Source organism: Sphingomonas sp. 66-10 (genome assembly GCF_001897045.1).
In the GTDB taxonomy this organism is placed as follows: domain Bacteria; phylum Pseudomonadota; class Alphaproteobacteria; order Sphingomonadales; family Sphingomonadaceae; genus Sphingomonas; species Sphingomonas lycopersici.
The window spans coordinates 97417-114929 of sequence record NZ_MKRR01000115.1; the positions used below are offsets into that span (position 1 = coordinate 97417).

Below are 17513 nucleotides of genomic sequence, written 5' to 3' on the forward strand. Positions count from 1 at the left end.
GCAAGCGCGTGCTCGCCTAATTCGAGAATAATCGCTTCCGCGCGCTCTCCGGCGATGCCGGGGAGGAACGCGCGGTAGCGGCGTCCTTCGCGCCGTCGGTGGTCTGGGCGGGGGAGGCGACCGACTTGCCCGACGGCGGCGTCTCGGTCGATATCTCGGGCTTCCTGCTGCGCGATGCGGTCGACATTGCCGCGCGGCTCAAGCGCGGCAAGGCGGGGGCGTATAAGCTCGCCCCGGCGCTGAGCTATGTCGATCCCAGGCAAAGCCTTGCCTTCCCCGACAATGCCGAATTCGAGGCGGTGCTGACCTTCCAGAGCGACGATCCCGGCGGCGCGCTCGGGCGGATCGTCCCCGATGCGCATGCGGTGACGCTGGCGATCCACCACAGCTTCGTGCGGCTGCCCGACGCCGATTTCCACCCACGTGGCTTCGATCCGCGCACCGGCACCTCGGCGCAGGTGATCCGCAACGATTATGCCGCATCGCTCGATCAGCCGATTGTCAGCCGGCTGGTGCGGCGCTTCCGGCTCGAAAAGACCGACGCCGATGCGGCGCGCAGCCGCGTCGTCAAGCCGATCGTTTTCTATGTCGACCGTGCCGCGCCCGAGGCGATTCGCACCGCGTTGATCGAGGGCGCGCGCTGGTGGGCGCAGGCGTTCGACGCGGCGGGCTATATCGACGCCTTCCGCGTCGAGACTCTGCCCGAAGACGCCAATCCGATGGATGCGCGCTACAATATCATCGCCTGGGTCCACCGCGCGACGCGCGGCTGGTCGACGGGCACGACGGTGGTCGACCCGCGCACCGGGGAGATCGTGCGCGGGGTGGTGCAGCTCGGATCACTGCGCGCGTGGCAGGACCGGCTGATCTTCGACGGGCTGATCGGCGCGGCGCATGAGGGCAGCGGCGCGGCGGACGATCCGCTCGAGCTGGTCCGCGCGCGGCTGCGCCAGCTCGCGGTGCATGAGGTAGGGCATGCGCTCGGCCTTGCGCATAATTTCGCGGGGAGCACCTATGCCGGGCGCGCCTCGGTGATGGATTATCCCGCGCCGCTGATCCGGGTGAACGGCGAGAAGCTCGATTTCTCGAATGCTTATGCCACCGGCGTCGGCGCGTGGGACAAGTTCGCGATCAACTGGCTGTACGGCGCCGCGCCGAAAGGCGCGAACGAGGCGGCGTGGCTCGACGCGCTCGCGCGCAAGGCGGCGGACGACGGCTATCGCTATGTCAGCGACGGCGACACGCGCGGGGTGGGCGACGCGCAACCTTATGGCAATATGTGGGACAATGGCGACGACGCGGTGGCCGAGCTCGCCAATGTCCTCGCGGTGCGTCGCATCGCGCTGGCGCGGCTCGGCCCGGAAAATCTGCCCAAGGGATCGCCCGCCGCCGATCTTCGGCGGATGATCGTGCCGATCTATCTCTATCACCGCTATCAGGTGACCGCGGTGTCGAAGCTGATCGCGGGGGTCGATTATCGCTATGCCGTCGCGGGGGACGGGCATGATCGTGCGTCGGTCGTCCCGGCGCCGAAGCAGCGCGCGGCGCTGAGCGCGCTGATCGGTACGCTCGATCCGGCGCTGCTCGACCTACCCGATCGGTTGCTCGCGCAGCTCTCCTCGGTGCAATCGGGAACCCCCGATCCGCAATATGAGATCGAGCTGTTCCCCTCGAACACCGCCGCGCCGTTCGACCTTCCCAGCGCGGCCGAAACCGCGGCGGACCAGACGCTCGAGGCGCTGCTCGCGCCCGAACGGCTCAATCGGCTGGTCGAGCAGGCGCGGGTCGATAGCGGGCAATTGTCGCTCGCCGAGATGCTCGACAAGCTTTCCGCCGCGCTCGCCCCGGCGGCGCGCGGCCGCGAGGCGGAGCTGCGGCGTCGGATCCGCGCGCGTTATGCGGTGCGGCTGGCGACGGTGATGCAGGACAAGCATCTCTCCGCCACCGCGCTCGGCGTAGTGCGCGGCGCGGCGATGCGCTTCGGCGAGCGGCTGCGTAGTTGCGGGGGCGATGCGACCGAGACCGATGTTTGCGCCTATCTCGCCGCGATGCTCACCGGCCCGCAGGCGCAGCTGCGCGCGCTGGCCGAGCCCGTTGCGACCCCGCCCGAAATCCCGCCCGGGGCGCCGATCGGCGAAGACGATTGGCTGACCGGACCCGTGCCGACAAGGACGCTGCACCAATGACGCTCTCGCTCCTCCCCCGCCTCGCCGCCGGCCTGCTTCTCGCGGGGAGCATGTTGGGTGCCGCGCCGCTTGCCGCCGCCGATGACGGCACGCTGGCGATCGTCGGCGCGACCGTGTTCGACGGCACCGGCGCCGCGCCGCGGGTCGCGACGGTGGTGATCCGCGACGGCCGGATCGTCGAGGTGACGCCGGACGGCAAGGCGCCGCGCGGCGCCAAGGTGATCGACGCGCGCGGCAAGGCGCTGATCCCCGGGCTGTTCGATCTCCACACGCACTGGACCCCGGCGGGCGAGCCCAACACGACGCCGCAGATCGCGACGGCCTATGTCAAATCGGGCGTCACCACGGTCAACGATTTCCACGAACAGCCTGAAAGCTATGCCCCGCGCCGCGAGTGGCTGAAGTCGCTGGTTACGCCGCACGTCAATTTCGCCGCGCGGATCAGCACCCCGGGCGGCCACGGCGCCGATTGGGGCGATCAGGCGACGACGATCTGGATCAATACCCCCAATGCCGCGCGCGCCGCGGTCGAGAAGCTCAAGCCCTATCAGCCCGATCTGATCAAGGCGTTCACCGACGGCTGGCGCTACGGCGTGGCGCCCGACAATACCAGCATGGACGGCTGGACGCTTTCCGCGCTGACCGATGCCGCGCACAAGGCGGGGTGGAAGGTGCTGACCCACACCGTCACCGCCGATCGCGGGCTGGTCGCGGCGCGCGGCGGGGTGGATTCGCTCGCGCACGGCTTGCAGGATCGCGACCTGACCGCCGAGGAGGTCAAGGCGATCGCCGCGTCGAAGATGGCGATGATCCCGACGCTGGCGGTCTATGATCCCGACAAGGGCGGGGCGGGGGCCAAGCCCGACGATCCGCGCTATCGCCAGAGCGTCGCCAAATTCGGCCACGCGCTGCACAATGTGAAGGCGTTGTTCGACGCGGGCGTGCCGATCGGGGTCGGCACCGATGCCGGGATGCCGTCGACCCCGCACGGCACCTCGACCCAGCATGAGCTGGAATTGCTGGTCCGCGCCGGGCTCACCCCGTCGCAGGCCCTGGTCGCGGTGACCGCGACGAGCGCGCGGATCATGGCCGAGGACGCGGATCGCGGCACGATCGCCCCCGGCAAGCGCGCCGATCTCGTGCTGATCGACGGCAAGCCGTGGGAGACGATCGGCGATATCTACAAGGTGTCGCAGGTGGTGATCGACGGCCGCCCGGTGATCGGCTCCGGGGCGCCCGCCTTGCCTGCGGCGAACCAGGCGAAATATCCGGCGCCGGTCAAGATCGAGCCGTTGCTTGACGATTTCGAGCGCGCCGACGGACGCAGCGCGCTCGATACGCTGCGGCTCGAAACCGGCGACGGCGGGATCGATCGCTCGGTCGAGATCACCCAGATCGTTCCGCGCGGGGATGACGGGCATGCGCTGCAGCTTGCCGCGCGAATGGCGGTGAAGGATCGCGCTTACGCCGGCTTTGCGGTGCCGCTGACGCGCGGTTCGGTCCAGCCGGTCGATGTGCGGCGCTACAAAGGGGTCCGGTTCGATCTCAAGGGGCCCGGTGCGTTCGTCGTGCGGCTGAATGGCCTCGCGGGAAGCTGGGCGGCATCGGTCAACGGGGTCGCGGGCTGGGCGGCGGTCGAGGTGCCGTTCAGTGCCTTCGCCCCGGTGAAGGAGGGCGGCCGCGCCGACAAGCCGTGGAGCGGGGACGATATCGTCCAGGTCGAAATCGGCGGCGCGCGCGGACCGGGGCAGACGATGACGTTCGAGGTGGACAACATCCGTTTCTATTGAGCATGCTCGCCCTCGAACAGGGCGAGGAGCGGATATGCGGAGCATCTTCATCACCGGCGCGGCCTCGGGGATCGGGCGCGAGACCGCGCATCGCTTCGCCGGCGCCGGATGGCGCCTCGGGCTCTGCGATCGCGATGCCGCGGCGCTGGCTTCGGTCGAGGCCGAGGTCGGCGTTGCCGCATCGTCGCACGTCGCCGATGTGCGCGATGCCGGTGCGCTTGCTGCCGCGCTGGCCGAATTCTGCGGACAGGATGCACTGGGCGTGCTGTTCAATTGCGCCGGCATCCTCGAGATGCGCGATTTCGCCGATACTCCGCTCGATCGATTGCACGCGCTGGTCGACGTCAATGTGAAAGGGGTGATCAACGGCATCCACGCCGCCTTGCCCTATCTGCGCCGCGCGCCCGATGCGCGGATCGTGACCATGTCGTCGGCGTCGGCGGTCTATGGCGTGCCCGAGGAGGCGGTCTATTCGGCGAGCAAGTTCGCGGTGCGGGGGCTGACCGAGGGGCTCAATATCGAGCTGGAGCGCGACGGCATCTGGGTATGCGACGTGATGGTCGGCTATGTCGCGACGCCGATGGTCATCGCCGCCGAGCGTCAGGCCAAGTCGGTCGAGATCGTCGGGGTCAACGTCAAGCCGTCACAGGTCGCCGAAACCGTGTTCGCCGCGGTCGAGGGGAGCAAGGTGCATTGGTTCGTGACCGAGGCCGATGCCGGGTCCGCGCAAGCCTTTGACGCGACCGAATGGGAGCAGCGGCGCGACCTGATGAAGCGCGCCGCGGGGTTCTGAACGACGATGCACGCTACCGCGGCGGCCGGTTCCTGCCGCCGCGGCAACGGCCCATTAAGGGTGCATATCGCGCAGGCGACCGCCGATCACCCCGGCAACGCTGGCGATGAAAGCGCCGATGACGAGCGACAGGCCGGTGAAGGCGGCGAAGGTAGCGGCGACCTTGCGCGCCGCATCGATCGCTTCCTTGCTCGTCGGAACATCGGCCGGCGCCGGTGCGAGGCTGGTGAGCGCGGTCGCGCCGACCGCGACGACCGCCACCACCACCGTCGCGGTCGCCCAGGTGACGAAGCCGTGCGCGGTATCGCGGAAGAAGACCTCGTCGCCGTGGAGCCCGTGCCACCGCACGCGCAGCCGCCCGGCGAGATACCCGCCGAGCGCGGCGGACAGCCATTGCGTCACGACCAGCCAGATTCCCGCGCCGATCGTAAACGTCTCGGGCTTGGCGCCGACGCCGGGCCACGGCGACACCGTCGCCAGCCCGAACGCCGACCCCAGCATCAGCAAGGTAAGGCTGAGCGCGATCGCGCCGATCGTACCGGCGGTCACCGCGGACCAGGATAATGCCGCACCCGCAGCGGGTGTCGAAGCGCCGTTGGGATAGAGCACGGGATCGACCGTGCCATAGATTTCGCCGGTCATGATCAATGCCAGACCAGCAAGAGGATCAGGATGATCGGCAGCGGGATGCCGAGCAGCCACAGCAAAATGCCCTTTCCCATGACATTTTCTCCCATACCCCTCCCTGGGTTGATGGTGCTGGTTACAACAACTTGAAATACGAAGAAGTTCCCTGTCCGAAAGCTTGACGGACCCAGGCTGGATTGCGTCTTCCGATCGAGCGATGCTTCCGACTTCTTTCCAGACTATCCCGCGGCGCGGATCTGGGTCGCGCGCTCGGCGAGGTGCGCCGCCGCGCCGTCGAGGCCGTAAAAGGCGAACGGGTTGAGGAACTGGCGGCCCCAGAACAGCGACCGGTCGACCGGCCCCAGACCGGCCTCGTCGCACAAGGGATGCCAATGCGCGGCGATCGTTTCGAGCTGGTGCCCGACGATCGCGATCGCCTGATCCTGCGAAAGATGGAAATCGCCCGCCGCGGCGAGGCAGGTGGCGATCTGGCTCGATCGCTGCTGGTCGATGATCAGCATCGCCTGGCTCGCCTCCTCGCCCGCGCGCGCCTGCGGGCAAATGTCATAGGCCGGGGTCAGGCTGAGCCGCGTGCCGTCCCAGAAGGCGGCGTGATTGCGCGCATGATCGTCGACATTGCCGACGAGGATATTGAGCACCAGCCGCCCGAACAATTCGCGCAAGGTGGCATTGGGGTCGATGAAGCGGAAACGGATGATTTCGGCGAGATCCTGATAGCTTGCGTAACGCGCCTGCATCTCGTCCAGCTCGAGCATGGTGAGCGCCGACACCATTGCCTTGCGGCGCCACGCATTGCCCAGCGGCACGCGATCGAAGCGCTCTACCAGCAGCACGTCTTTGCCCGCGGCATGCGCCAACCGCACCGGGGCGACCGAAAGCCCCGCCAGTTCGGCCAGCCGCATCGCGATATATTCGCCCTTCACGACCGCATAAGTGTCGTTCCCGCTCGAGAATTTGGCGACATATTTGCGCTTGCCGTCGACGATCAGCGCTTTCGGCCGGGCGCCGCCGATCGAGCTGCCGTGATGCAGCGCCTGATCGAGTTCGAAGGTGAGCGGCAGATTCTTCTCGACCCGCTCGGCGGAGGCGAGCAATTCCTCCAGGCTTGCATGCCCGCCGCCGCGCGGGACATAATCGGTCGCCGAGGTCTGGAAATCGAGCGCGCCGATCCGGTCCGATCCGGATTCGAGCAGGAAGACGAGTTCGTCGAGTTCGAGCCCTTCGAGCGCCTCGCCCTTCACCCCGAAGGTCTTGTTGAGGATCACCCGCCGGCCCCAGGCATCGGGCGCGCTGTCGCGGATCGCGCTCGCCATCGACAGATTGCCGGGCGGCGCGATCGGGCCGGGTTCGAGCGGCAGTTCGGGCAGGTAAAGCGGGATCGCATTGTCGCGCTCGCGATAGGAGCGGCCGTAGACGAACTGGATACGTTCGCCGTCCTGCACCAGCCGCCCGGCGACGACCGGGGTGGTCGCGCCGGGTAGCCAGGTCCAGACGAAGGCCTCGCGCGGCGCGGGGAGCTCAGAAGTCATCGCTGACGCTCAGCTGGTGTGGGCGGATGCGGCTGGGGAGCAGCGCGAGGCGCTTGTTGGTTTCGTCGAGCCGCATCGTGACGCCCTGCGCATCCTCTTCGAACAGCGGGATGTTGAGCAGCGCACAGACTTCGAACGCGAGCCCCACTTCGACCTTGGGATCGCCGCGTTCGAGCCGCTGCAACGTTCCCCGATCGACCCCGAGCCGGTCCGCCAGTTCTTTCGCGGTGATCCGCCGCGACTTGCGCTCGGCCTCGACCAGCGCGCCGAGCAGCTGAACCGCGGCGATCGTGTAACGGGCGTAGCTTCGCTTCTTCGACGCGGGCATTTGCGGGACCCATCCATCGTTAATCGCGTTAATGCGCGATGCAAGCGGCGCTAGCCGTTTCGTCAGCGTTTGTCAAACGAGAAGCTGTATGTATCCAGCATTATGGCGCTTAACGCTGGATACATACAGCTCCAAGCGCGAACGGTTTTATCGCAGCGGCGGCAGGCCGTCCATGATCGCGGTCAGCGCCAGCGCATTTTCGCGTTCCATCGCGCTATGTCCGGCGTTGGTGACGACATAGCTCGCCGGCGCCGCTCCCGCGTCGCGCAGCGCGGCGACCAGCCGCGATGCCTGGGTCAGCGGGCAGACCAGATCGAAGCGTCCGTGAACGATATGCGTCGGGATCGTCGCCAGCGTCGCGGCATGGCGGATGATGTGATCGGGGGGCAGGAACAAGGCGTTGGCGAAGAAATGCGCCTCGATCTGCGCGAAGCACAGGGCGAAGGTCTCCTCGCCGAACTTGCCCTCGTCTTCGGTATCGGGGATCGCGTTGGAGATCGTGCCTTCCCACACCGACCAGGCGAGCGCCGCGGCGAGCTGGTGCCGGCGCTCGTCGTCATTTTTCGGCGCCATGTCGAAGATCGCCTTATAGGCCTTCATCACGTCGCCGCGGTCGGCCGGCGCGATCGGGGCGAGGAACGCCGCCCATGCCTCGGGGTAGCTGACATAGGCGCCCGGTGCGGTGAGCCCGAACGGGTCCTCGGCAAAGGTCGCGGCATTGCCCTGATACATGAAGTGGAGGTCTTCCGGCGCGCCGAGGAAGATCCCGCGCAGGATCAGCGTGGCGCAATGCTGCGGATACGCGATCGCATAGGCCATCGCCAGCGTGCTGCCCCAGCTGCCGCCGAAGACGTGCATCTTGCCGGTGATGCCGAGCGCGTCGCGCAGCCGGTTGATATCCTCGACGAGATGCGCGGTGGTGTTGTTGGTCAGCGCCACCGCGGGGCCGGCCGAGGCGACGGTGGGCTCGCTCTTGCCGCAGCCGCGCTGGTCGAACAGGATGACGCGATAGCGCGCGGGATCGAAGAAGCGCGCCATGACGGGGGCGCAGGCGCCGCCGGGGCCGCCGTGGAGGAACATCACCGGCTCGCCGGCCGGATTGCCATATTCTTCCCAGTAGAGCTTGTGATCGGGATCGCGATCGACCTGCAGCAGCCCGGTGCGGCGCGCCTCGGCGGCGGGATAGCGCCATTCGTTGTCGATCTTGCTGGTGCGCTGGAGCGCCGAGAAATCCATGTCCGCTGTCCTTGCTGTTCCGAGGGGCGCCGGTCCGGCCGGCCGACGTCATGCTTCTATCGCGCGTCCTACCCAGATTTGGCGATAAATGCCCTGAATCTCTTCCGCCGACGGGGTGACCGGATTGTTGCCGGGGGACCCTGAGGCAAGCGCCTGTTCGGCCATCAGCGGCAGCAGCGTATCCCAGCGCGCACGATCGATCCCATAGGCGGCCGGGGTCGGGACGGCGAGGTCACGGTTGAGCGCCTCCAGCTCCCCGATCAGCCGCGCGACCGCCGCCTGATCGCCTTCGCCCGGTGGTGCGATCTGCATGAAGCGCGCGCAATCGGCGTAGCGGTCGAGCGCATGCGGCGCCGAGAAAGCGGTGACGGCCGGCAGAAGCATCGCGTTCGACAGCCCGTGGGGGACGTGGAAATGCGCCCCGATCGGCCGGCTCATCCCGTGGACCAGCGCGACGCTGGCGTTGGAGAAAGCGATCCCGGCATAGGTCGCGCCGCGCATCATCGCGTCGCGCGCCGCGCGGTCGTCGGGGGCGGCGCAGACGCGGCGCAGATTGGGCGCGAGCAGCGCCATCGCCTTTTCCGCGAACAGATCCGAGAAAGGATTGGCGCGGCGCGAGACATAGGCTTCGATCGCATGGGTCAGCGCGTCGATCCCGGTGTCCGCGGTGAGCCGCGCGGGCATGCTGAGCGTGAGATCGGGGTCGACCAGCGCGGCGAGCGGGAGATAGGCGAGCCCCGCGCACAGCATCTTCTCGTCGCTCGCCTCGTCGGTGATGATCGTGAAACGGGTCGCCTCGGATCCGGTCCCGGCGGTGGTCGGGATCGCGACGATCGGCAGCCCCGGCGCGTCCTGGACATGCGGCACCATATAATCGCGCGAGACCCCGCCGTGCACCGCGAGGACCGCGATCGCCTTGGCGCTGTCGATCGGGCTGCCGCCGCCGAACCCGACGACGCAATCGTGATCGCCCTGCGCGAGAAAGGATCGCGCCAGCTCGATCGACGCCGCGGTCGGCTCCGGCACGGTATCGGCGAAGACCCGCGCCGCGATCCCCGCAGCGGCCAGCCCCGCGACGAGCGGCGCGACGAAACCGTTATCGAACAGGAACCGGTCGGTGACGATCAGCGGCCTCGACAGGCCGAGCGAACCGAGCACGGCGGGTAATTCGCCCGACGATCCCGCGCCGATGCGCAGGATCCTCGGCAATGCGACGATCGGTGTCATCCTTCCTCCCGCGCGTGCTTTTCACGTTGCGGGAGCATGTAGCCCGGTGAGCGCCGATCGCAAATGGCGCGACCATGCGTCCGATCAATAAGCGGCGGACAGGGTCAGGAACCACTGGCGCGGCGCGATCGGATAGGCCGAATAGCTGTTGGTCGCCGACCCGATCGATAGGCTCGATACGCCCTTCTTATCGGTCAGGTTGGTGACGTTGAGCGCGATCTCCGCCTTGCGCAGCGGCAGGACGTTATCCGGCACCTTGGCGGCGAGACGCAGCGAGGTCAGGAAATAGGAGGGCACGCTGGCGTCGTTGGTGAACGTCGCGAAGCGGCGGCCGACGAAATCGCCGATCACCTGCAGCTCGAACGGGCCGCCGGAGAGCGTCGCGACGGTCTTGTTCATCCATTTGGGCGTCCCGGGCAATTGCTTGCCGCAGGTCGGGACGACGCCGTTGGTCACGAGATAGCCGCCGATGCACGACCCGGTCGCGGCGCCGATCCCGGTCGCGGCCGAGGTGTAATCGCTTTGATATTTGGAGAGATTGTACGAAGTCGCATTGTAGAGCGAGAAGGTGCGGCCGAAGCGCAGCGTGAAGGCCGCGTCGACGCCGTCGGTCTTCACGTCGCCGACGTTGACGAGGATCGAGGTGCCGCCGGTGATGCCGCTGCCCGCGATCCCGCCCGGGTTGGTCGAAATCGCCAGCAGCCGGTTGTTGAACACGACGTGATAGTAATTGATCTGCGCCTCGAGCCCGATGTCGTTGCCGAAATTGCGGCGCGAGCGCAGGCCGCCCTCATAGGTCCAGCTGCTCTCAGGCTTGCCCTGTTGCGCGAAGGCGTCAAACGCCGCCTGGCTGCCGGTGAACCACGGCCCGCCGCCGCCCGCCAGATACGCCTGATACTGGCGCAGATTCTTCTGGACGTTGAAATAGACCTGCTCGTGGCCGTTGATGTCATAGGTCGCGCCGAACGCCGGCAGGAACCAGCGCAAGGTGTTGATCCGCCCCTGCGGCAACCCGCCCGCAAGGCCCGAGAGCGACCCCGCCTTGGGCTGGACCGGGAACCAGCCGTTGGCCCATTGCGCGCTCGTCTTGAAACCGGCCTGGACCAGCAACTTGTCGGTCGCCTGCCAGCTATCCTGGATATGGAGCTGGAGCTGGTTGATCCGCGCCTCGCCCTGATATTGGGTGAACAGCGGCGCGGCCGCATCGAGCGGGCGGATATAGGGCGTGCTCGACGCGGGATTGTTGACGTCGACGCCGTACCAGCGGCGCCATTGCGTCGTGCTGTTATGTTCGAACCAGCCGCCGAGTTCGATCTTGTGGTCGCCGATCTCGGCGTTGAGCGCGGCGATCACCCCGCCGCGATCGATGCGATATTCGGTGGTGCGGGTGATCAGCCCCGACCCGCCGGTCGCCGCGACCAGCGCCGCGCCGGCCGCTGCCGCCTGCGCATTGGTGAGCGCGGTGCAGGCAGCGGGGCGGACGCCGTTGGCGTTGCCGCCGAACCGGCAATTGGTCGGCAGGCTGGCGTAATTGGGATCGAGATAGGGCTGGGCGGTGGTGATCGACTGGCCGAGCGGCCCGGCGACGACGCCGGCGCCGTCATTGTGGTGATAATAGCCGGTGGTCGACAGCGTCAAGCGGTCCGATAAATGCGCGTCGTAGCGGATGTAGCCGAGATAATCGGTCCGCTGCGCATCGGAATAATAATTGCGGTAATTGCTTCCCTCGGTCGCCGGCGAATTGCCGAGCGGGCTGAGATAGGCGGTGCGATAGGTACCGAAATCGGGGTAGAAGAATGGCTTGGTATAGGGCGTATAGAGCTGCGTCGGTGTCGCCGTGCCGCCCGCCGACGGCTTGAAGAAGACGGTCGCATCCTCGTTCGGCTGCGTCATGTCATTATAGTCGAAGAAGAATGTCAGCTTGCCGATCTTGCCGTCGTGGACGAACTTGGCGTTCGCCTGATAACCGCCTTGATTGCCGTTGAAATCCCACGCCCGGGCATGCTGGCGCGCCGCCGAGATATAGGCCGAATTGCTGCCGTCCGCGCCGAACGCGCCGCTGTCGAGCCGGATGAAGGTGCGCGAGGTGCTGTAGCTGCCGACGGTCTGCGCGGCCTGCACGCCCATCTTCTGGAGCGGGTTCGACGAGAAGGTTTCGACCGTGCCGCCGAGGTTGCTGTTCGACGCGGTGGCAAGATCGCCCGCCCCGGTCGCCACGACGACGCGGCCGACATTTTCCGAGATCACCGCGCGCTGCGGCGAGAGGCCGTTGTAATTGCCGTAGCTCTGATCGCCGAGCGGGATCCCGTCCATCGTATAGCCGAGCTGGTTGCCGGCGAAGCCGTGGATGAAGATCTGCGCGTTCTGCTCGTTATAGCCCCAGGGATCGGCGGTGATGTAGAGCACGCCGGGCAATGTCTGGACTGCCTTCAGCGGCGAGACGCCGGGCAGGATCTTCTGGATTTCGACCTGCGGGATCGCGGTCGCCGAGCGGGTCGATTTGGCGGTGATGACGATCGTCGAACTGTCGTCGGCCGCGGCCGTTTCCACCGGCGCCTCGGCGGTCTGGGCGAACGCCGCATTGGCGAACAGAAGCGCGCTGGCGAGCGCGAACAGGCTGGACGTGGATCGGATCACGGCGGTCCCTTTTTTGTGGTCGTTGCTGCGACGCAGAACGAGGCGCCTGTGGACGCCGGCCGTGCAATTTTCGTGACGCTTTGGTTGCGGACCGATGACAATCGTCGCTCTCATGTGCTTCCGCCTTCGCGGGGACACAAGGGAGGCGGATACGCAATGCTCGTTCGACGAGAAGCAGTATTGGCCGCGATGCCGCCGCACAATTGTAATAAACGGTGTCCGCAAAATCAGCCACTTGCCAGTCACATCGAATATTGTTACACGGCCACCGCATTCCAGCGCGAAGAAAGGAGGGCGTAGATGATCATGTCGACCACAGCACGCCCTCTCGGCGGGTTCGGAGCCATTAGGCATTACCGCCATTAGGTTCTGAAGCCTCCCGATTCGGGTTTTCGCCCGATCGATCCTGACATTCATCGCATTGGAGACGGCGCCTGAGCGCCGGTTCACGACATGGCATTAACACGCGCCGAAGACCGCGCGGATTCGATCCGCCGCGTGCTTGCATTCACCTTTCGTCACTGGGCCGCGCAACGCGGCCGCGCGATCTTTATCGCGCTGTTCATCACCGCGGCGACGGTCACCGAGATTTTCGTGCCGCTTTTCGCCGGCCGGCTGATCGACGCGCTCGCCGCCAACCGGCGCGAGGGCGCGCTGCTGCTGTTCGCGGCGATGGCGTCGCTCGGCCTCGCGATGGTCGCGCTGCGCCACGTCGCCTGGGCGGGGATCGTGCCGTTCACGTTGCGCATCATGCGCCACGTGACCCACGACGCCTTCCACCGCGTCCAGCGCTTCTCGACCGACTGGCACGCCAACAGCTTCGCCGGCTCGACCGTGCGCAAGATCACCCGCGGCATGTGGGCGTTCGATACGCTCAACGACGTGCTGCTGCTCCAGTTGCTGCCGTCGACCGTCGTGCTCGTCGGGACGATGCTGCTGCTCGGCTGGCACTGGCCGATCCTCGGCGTGGTGATGGGGGTGGGCGCGCTTGCCTATATCGCGATGACCGTCGTGCTCGCGACGCGCTGGGCGGCGCCGGCCTCGACGCTGTCCAACGCGTGGGACACCAAATTGGGCGGGCTCTTGTCCGACGCGATCGGCTCCAACGCGGTGGTCAAGGCGTTCGGCGCCGAGGATCGCGAAGAGGGTCGGGTCGACCGGCTGCTCACCAAATGGGCGAAGCGGACGCGGCGCACCTGGATGCGCTACACCTGGTCGGGCAGCGGGCAGCTCCTCGTATTATGGGGCATTCGCAGCGCAATCACCGGCGCGGCCTTGTGGCTGTGGTGGCGCGGGGCGGCGACGCCGGGCGATGTCACTTATGTGCTCGCCAGCTATTTCGTGGTCCACGGCTATCTGTCCGACATCGGCTTCCACATCCATCACCTGCAACGCTCGGTGAACGAGATGGAGGAGCTGGTCGACCTGCACGATCAGCCGCTCGGGATCGAGGATCGCAGCGACGCGGTGCCGATCCGCATCGACGCGGGCGAGGTGCGCTTTGAGGATGTCACCTTCCGCTATGGCGGGCATGAGACGCCGCTCTACGAGCACCTCGATCTCGTGATCCGCGGCGGCGAGCGCGTCGGCCTCGTCGGACATTCGGGATCGGGCAAGACGACCTTCGTCAAGCTCGTCCAGCGGCTCTACGACGTCAGCGCGGGCCGGGTGACGATCGACGGCCAGGATGTGTCGCACGCGACCCAGCAATCGCTGCGTCGGCAGATCGCGATCGTACAGCAGGAACCGATCCTGTTCCACCGCAGCCTCGCCGACAATATCGCCTACGCCCGCCCGGAGGCGACGCAGCGCGAGATCGAGGCGGCGGCACGGCTCGCCAATGCGCATGACTTCATCGTCAAGCTGCCGCGTGGCTACAGCACGTTGGTCGGCGAGCGCGGGGTCAAGCTGTCTGGCGGCGAGCGTCAGCGCGTGGCGCTGGCTCGCGCCTTCCTGGCGGATGCGCCGATCCTCATCCTCGACGAGGCGACCTCCAGCCTCGATTCGGAGAGCGAGGCGCTGATCCAGCAGGCGATGGACCGGCTGATGAAGGGCCGCACCGCGATCGTCATCGCGCACCGGCTCTCCACGGTGCGCACGCTCGACCGCATCCTGGTGTTCGATCAGGGGCGGATCATCGAGGACGGCGATCACGATGCGCTGCTTGCCGATGCGGGGGGGCAGTATCGCCGGCTGTTCGATCGGCAATCGGGCAACATCGTCGACGACGCGCCCGAGCTGACCGACGCCTGAAGGGTTCGGGGGATCGCGCGCCGCATTTCGGCGCCCGATCTTCGCGCCGGCGAGAGACGTTGACGCCGCGGCGCTGCGGCTTCTAGGTCGCGCCTGCACAGAGGAAGAAGAAGCCGGTGAAAGCCCGGCGCGGTCGCGCCACTGTAACCGACACTGCGAAGCGGGGTCGGGAGCCAGACCTTCTCCCTCGGGCGACAAACCTCTCTTGGGACGCGAAAATCCCGCAAGGAGCAAGACGATGGCCGAACGGACCGAGGCGCAGCACGCCGAAAAGATGAAGAAGCGACAGGCGGCACAGGCCAGGATCGTCGCGGCCAAGACGATCGAGAAGGGGCTGCTGATCGTCCACACCGGCGCCGGCAAGGGCAAGACCACCGCCGCATTGGGGATGGCGGTGCGCGCGATCGGCCACGGCATGAAGGTGGGGGTGATCCAGTTCGTCAAGGGCGCGATGACCACCGGCGAGAAAGCGGTGTTCGACGCTTTTCCCGCGCATGCCGAGTTCAAGCCGATGGGCGAGGGCTTCACCTGGGATACGCAGGACCGCGCACGCGATATCGCGACCGCGCGCGTCGCGTGGGACGAGGTGAAGCGGATGATCGCCGACCCGGCCTATGACATGGTGGTCGCCGACGAGCTCAACATCGTGCTGCGCTACGATTATCTGCCGCTCGACGAGGTGCTGGCGGTGCTCACCGCGCGGCCGGCGATGAAGCATGTCGTCGTCACCGGCCGCAATGCCCCCGCGGCGCTGATCGAGGCGGCCGATCTGGTGACCGAGATGACGCAGGTGAAACACCCGTTCCGATCCGGGGTGAAGGCGCAGGCCGGGATCGAATTCTAGCGCGTCGCGGGATCCACCCCGGCGAAGGCCGGGGTAAAGTTACGACCGGCCTGATCCTGGACCCCGGCGTTCGCCGGGGTGGGCGCACCCATATTGTGTCCCCGCCTCCGCGGGAGCACAGCGGCGGCTCGACGTGACCGACGTCCCGCCGCTCGGCTTCACCTTTCATCGTCACGCCGGGCTCAACCCGGCACCCAGAGTCTCAGGCGGTGTCCTTGTGGCTCTGGATGCCGGATCGAGCCCGGCGTGACGATGAAGAAATTCGGATTCTACCCCCGCCCGCGCTGCGCAGCAACTACCCCAGTCGCAGCGCCTGCGTCAGATCGCCCGGCGGCGGGCCGCCCGCCGCGATCATCGCGCGCTCGCGTTCGACCAGCCCCGGCAGCTTCTCCAGCCCCCAGCGCCGCGTGATGAAGCGCGCGATCGATCCGGTATCGTAGATCGTATGATCGACCTCGCCGCGCCGCGCGTGCGGCGAGATCACCAGCGCGGGGATGCGGGTGCCCGGCCCCCAGCGGTCGCCCTTGGGCGGCGCGACATGATCCCACCAGCCGCCATTTTCGTCGAAGGTGACGACGATCAGCATCTTCGCCCATTGCGGGCTCTTGCGCAGCGCGTCGATCACCCCGGCGATATGGCGGTCCCCGGCATCGACGTCCGAATAGCCGGCGTGCATGTTGAGGTTGCCCTGCGGTTTGTAGAAGGTGACCGGGGGCAGCTTGCCCGCCGCGGCATCGGCGAGGAACTTGTTGGTCCGCGCGGTCTCGCCGGTGCCGCCGTCGCGCAGATGCCGGTCGCGCGCCGCGGTGCCGGGGGCGAATTGGGTGAAATAGTTGAACGGCTGGTGATGCGGCTGGAAATTGGGCCGCGTCGGGAAAGCGCCGTCGGTGCCGTGCCCGGCAAGCGCCGCCGCCCAGCCGCCGCCATACCACGCCCAGTCGACAGTCTTCGCGCTCAGCATGTCGCCGATCGTCTTGTGGCTCTGCGGGACGAGCGTGTGCGCGCTCTGCCAATTGGCATAGCCGGGCCGCGCGGGATCGAGATCATAGGTCGGCGCATAAGGCGGCATCAGCGTGTTGACCGCCCAGAAATCGGGGGTGATCGAATTGGGCACGAGCTGCACCGGGCCGTCCATCGCGCTCTTGGGCGAATTGGCGGTCTGCTTGATGCGGATGCTCCTGGGATCGCCGTCCTCGGTGATCGCGATCCGGCCCTTCGCCGGGCTCTTGTCGGCATCGGGATAGAAAGGCGGGCGCGCCGCAATGAGATATTGGTGGTTGAGATAGGAGCCGCCGAATGCCCCCATGAAGAAATTGTCGCACAGCGTGAACTCGCGCGCGATCTGCCACAGCCGCAGGTTGGACGAGCCGTCACCATAATGGCCCATCACCAGCGCGCCGCTGTCGCCCCAGGCGACGAAGCCGTCGTTGCGCCCGCCGTTGATCTGCAGCTGGTTGTTGTAAAAGGCGTGGACCAGATCGCGCGTGACGACGCCGTGCGGTAGCGGATCGCCCTCCGGGGTCGACAGCGCGAAGGGCGCATTGGGCAGCGCGGGCAGATCGTCGGGGCCGATCTGATAGTCGCGATGCTCGACCACCTGTTTGTTGGGGACCAGCCCCTCCCAGATCTTGGGCAACTTCTCCAGGACCTTGCCGTCTCGGTCGCGCTGGAGCGTGCGGTCGGCGGGCACCTTCGACAGCGGGTTCTGGAGCCCGGGGAAATCGGCGAACAGATTGTTGAAGCTGCGGTTCTCGGCGTAGATCACGACGATTGTATCGATATGTGCGCGCAGCGCCGCGTCGCTCGCCCCGCCAGCGGGCCGCGCGGCCGGCTTGGTCGCCGCCTCCGCCGGCAGCCCCACCGCCGCCGCGCCGATCGCGGTGGCGATGCCTTCGAGAAGCAGGCGGCGTTGCGGGCTCTCGGGGCGGCCGGGGCGGGGCGGCTTGGCGGTGCTGTCGGTCATGCGGCGTTCGTAGCCGCCGCACGCGACCGGTGACAATCCCGCAACAATCGGCTTCGACGTGGCGGCGCCGATCGGCTAG

12 protein-coding genes and 1 pseudogene are annotated in these 17513 nt (G+C 67.3%); 6 read left to right on the top strand and 7 right to left on the bottom strand.

Going from position 1 to position 17513, the window contains the following annotated elements; translation table 11 throughout:
* Window positions 1-41: 41 nt before the first annotated feature.
* The 4 genes and pseudogenes from BGN95_RS12455 to BGN95_RS12470 all read left to right on the top strand — a co-directional run.
* Window positions 42-524: pseudogene (locus BGN95_RS12455) on the top strand (DUF5117 domain-containing protein); the annotation flags it as partial.
* Entirely contained in the window at window positions 513-2186 is a 1674-nt protein-coding gene (locus tag BGN95_RS12460; RefSeq protein ID WP_353744704.1) for a zinc-dependent metalloprotease, read from the top strand. The pseudogene BGN95_RS12455 and the gene BGN95_RS12460, both read left to right, overlap by 12 nt.
* Window positions 2183-3976, top strand: coding sequence for an amidohydrolase family protein (locus BGN95_RS12465; protein WP_286772787.1), 1794 nt, complete (start codon window positions 2183-2185; stop codon window positions 3974-3976). The genes BGN95_RS12460 and BGN95_RS12465 overlap by 4 nt, the downstream gene beginning before the upstream one ends.
* A 34-nt stretch (window positions 3977-4010) precedes the next feature.
* The gene (locus tag BGN95_RS12470) at window positions 4011-4769 is read left to right on the top strand and encodes an SDR family oxidoreductase (protein WP_286772788.1); all 759 of its coding nucleotides are present in this window, start codon (window positions 4011-4013) and stop codon (window positions 4767-4769) included.
* A gap of 54 nt (window positions 4770-4823) precedes the next feature.
* Here BGN95_RS12470 and BGN95_RS12475 read toward each other — a convergent pair whose 3' ends face one another.
* The 6 genes from BGN95_RS12475 to BGN95_RS12500 form a co-directional block, all read right to left on the bottom strand.
* On the bottom strand, window positions 4824-5411 hold the full coding sequence (locus BGN95_RS12475; RefSeq protein WP_286772789.1) for a hypothetical protein: 588 nt from the start codon (window positions 5409-5411) through the stop codon (window positions 4824-4826).
* 224 nt (window positions 5412-5635) lie between these two features.
* Entirely contained in the window at window positions 5636-6946 is a 1311-nt protein-coding gene (locus tag BGN95_RS12480; protein WP_286772790.1) for a type II toxin-antitoxin system HipA family toxin, read from the bottom strand.
* A complete protein-coding gene (locus tag BGN95_RS12485) occupies window positions 6936-7274 on the bottom strand; it encodes a helix-turn-helix transcriptional regulator (RefSeq protein WP_286772791.1) in 339 nt (112 codons plus the stop codon). The genes BGN95_RS12480 and BGN95_RS12485 overlap by 11 nt, the downstream gene beginning before the upstream one ends.
* A gap of 147 nt (window positions 7275-7421) precedes the next feature.
* Window positions 7422-8510, bottom strand: a complete 1089-nt coding sequence (pip, locus tag BGN95_RS12490) for a prolyl aminopeptidase (RefSeq protein ID WP_286772792.1) — start codon at window positions 8508-8510, stop codon at window positions 7422-7424.
* A gap of 48 nt (window positions 8511-8558) precedes the next feature.
* Window positions 8559-9737 carry an iron-containing alcohol dehydrogenase gene (locus BGN95_RS12495; protein ID WP_265312452.1) on the bottom strand — a complete coding sequence of 393 codons (1179 nt, stop codon included), beginning with the start codon at window positions 9735-9737 and terminating at the stop codon, window positions 8559-8561.
* An 84-nt stretch (window positions 9738-9821) separates the two neighbouring features.
* On the bottom strand, window positions 9822-12374 hold the full coding sequence (locus BGN95_RS12500; protein ID WP_286772793.1) for a TonB-dependent receptor: 2553 nt from the start codon (window positions 12372-12374) through the stop codon (window positions 9822-9824).
* A gap of 453 nt (window positions 12375-12827) precedes the next feature.
* Here BGN95_RS12500 and BGN95_RS12505 point away from each other — a divergent pair, with 453 nt between their 5' ends.
* Window positions 12828-14627, top strand: a complete 1800-nt coding sequence (locus BGN95_RS12505; protein WP_265312450.1) for an ABC transporter ATP-binding protein — start codon at window positions 12828-12830, stop codon at window positions 14625-14627.
* A gap of 238 nt (window positions 14628-14865) precedes the next feature.
* Entirely contained in the window at window positions 14866-15471 is a 606-nt protein-coding gene (gene cobO, locus BGN95_RS12510) for a cob(I)yrinic acid a,c-diamide adenosyltransferase (RefSeq protein WP_265312449.1), read from the top strand.
* A 295-nt stretch (window positions 15472-15766) separates the two neighbouring features.
* Here cobO and acpA read toward each other — a convergent pair whose 3' ends face one another.
* Window positions 15767-17434: an acid phosphatase gene (acpA, locus tag BGN95_RS12515; RefSeq protein ID WP_286772794.1), complete on the bottom strand. Its 1668-nt coding sequence runs from the start codon at window positions 17432-17434 to the stop codon at window positions 15767-15769.
* Window positions 17435-17513 lie beyond the last annotated feature (79 nt).

Coding starts and splice junctions, on each gene's coding strand:
- acpA (WP_286772794.1), bottom strand. CDS start 17,434: ATGACCGACAGCACCGCCAAGCCGCCCCGCCCCGGCCGCCCCGAGAGC.
- BGN95_RS12505 (WP_265312450.1), top strand. CDS start 12,828: ATGGCATTAACACGCGCCGAAGACCGCGCGGATTCGATCCGCCGCGTG.
- BGN95_RS12465 (WP_286772787.1), top strand. CDS start 2,183: ATGACGCTCTCGCTCCTCCCCCGCCTCGCCGCCGGCCTGCTTCTCGCG.
- BGN95_RS12475 (WP_286772789.1), bottom strand. CDS start 5,411: ATGACCGGCGAAATCTATGGCACGGTCGATCCCGTGCTCTATCCCAAC.
- BGN95_RS12495 (WP_265312452.1), bottom strand. CDS start 9,737: ATGACACCGATCGTCGCATTGCCGAGGATCCTGCGCATCGGCGCGGGA.
- BGN95_RS12470 (WP_286772788.1), top strand. CDS start 4,011: ATGCGGAGCATCTTCATCACCGGCGCGGCCTCGGGGATCGGGCGCGAG.
- pip (WP_286772792.1), bottom strand. CDS start 8,510: ATGGATTTCTCGGCGCTCCAGCGCACCAGCAAGATCGACAACGAATGG.
- cobO (WP_265312449.1), top strand. CDS start 14,866: ATGGCCGAACGGACCGAGGCGCAGCACGCCGAAAAGATGAAGAAGCGA.
- BGN95_RS12480 (WP_286772790.1), bottom strand. CDS start 6,946: ATGACTTCTGAGCTCCCCGCGCCGCGCGAGGCCTTCGTCTGGACCTGG.
- BGN95_RS12485 (WP_286772791.1), bottom strand. CDS start 7,274: ATGCCCGCGTCGAAGAAGCGAAGCTACGCCCGTTACACGATCGCCGCG.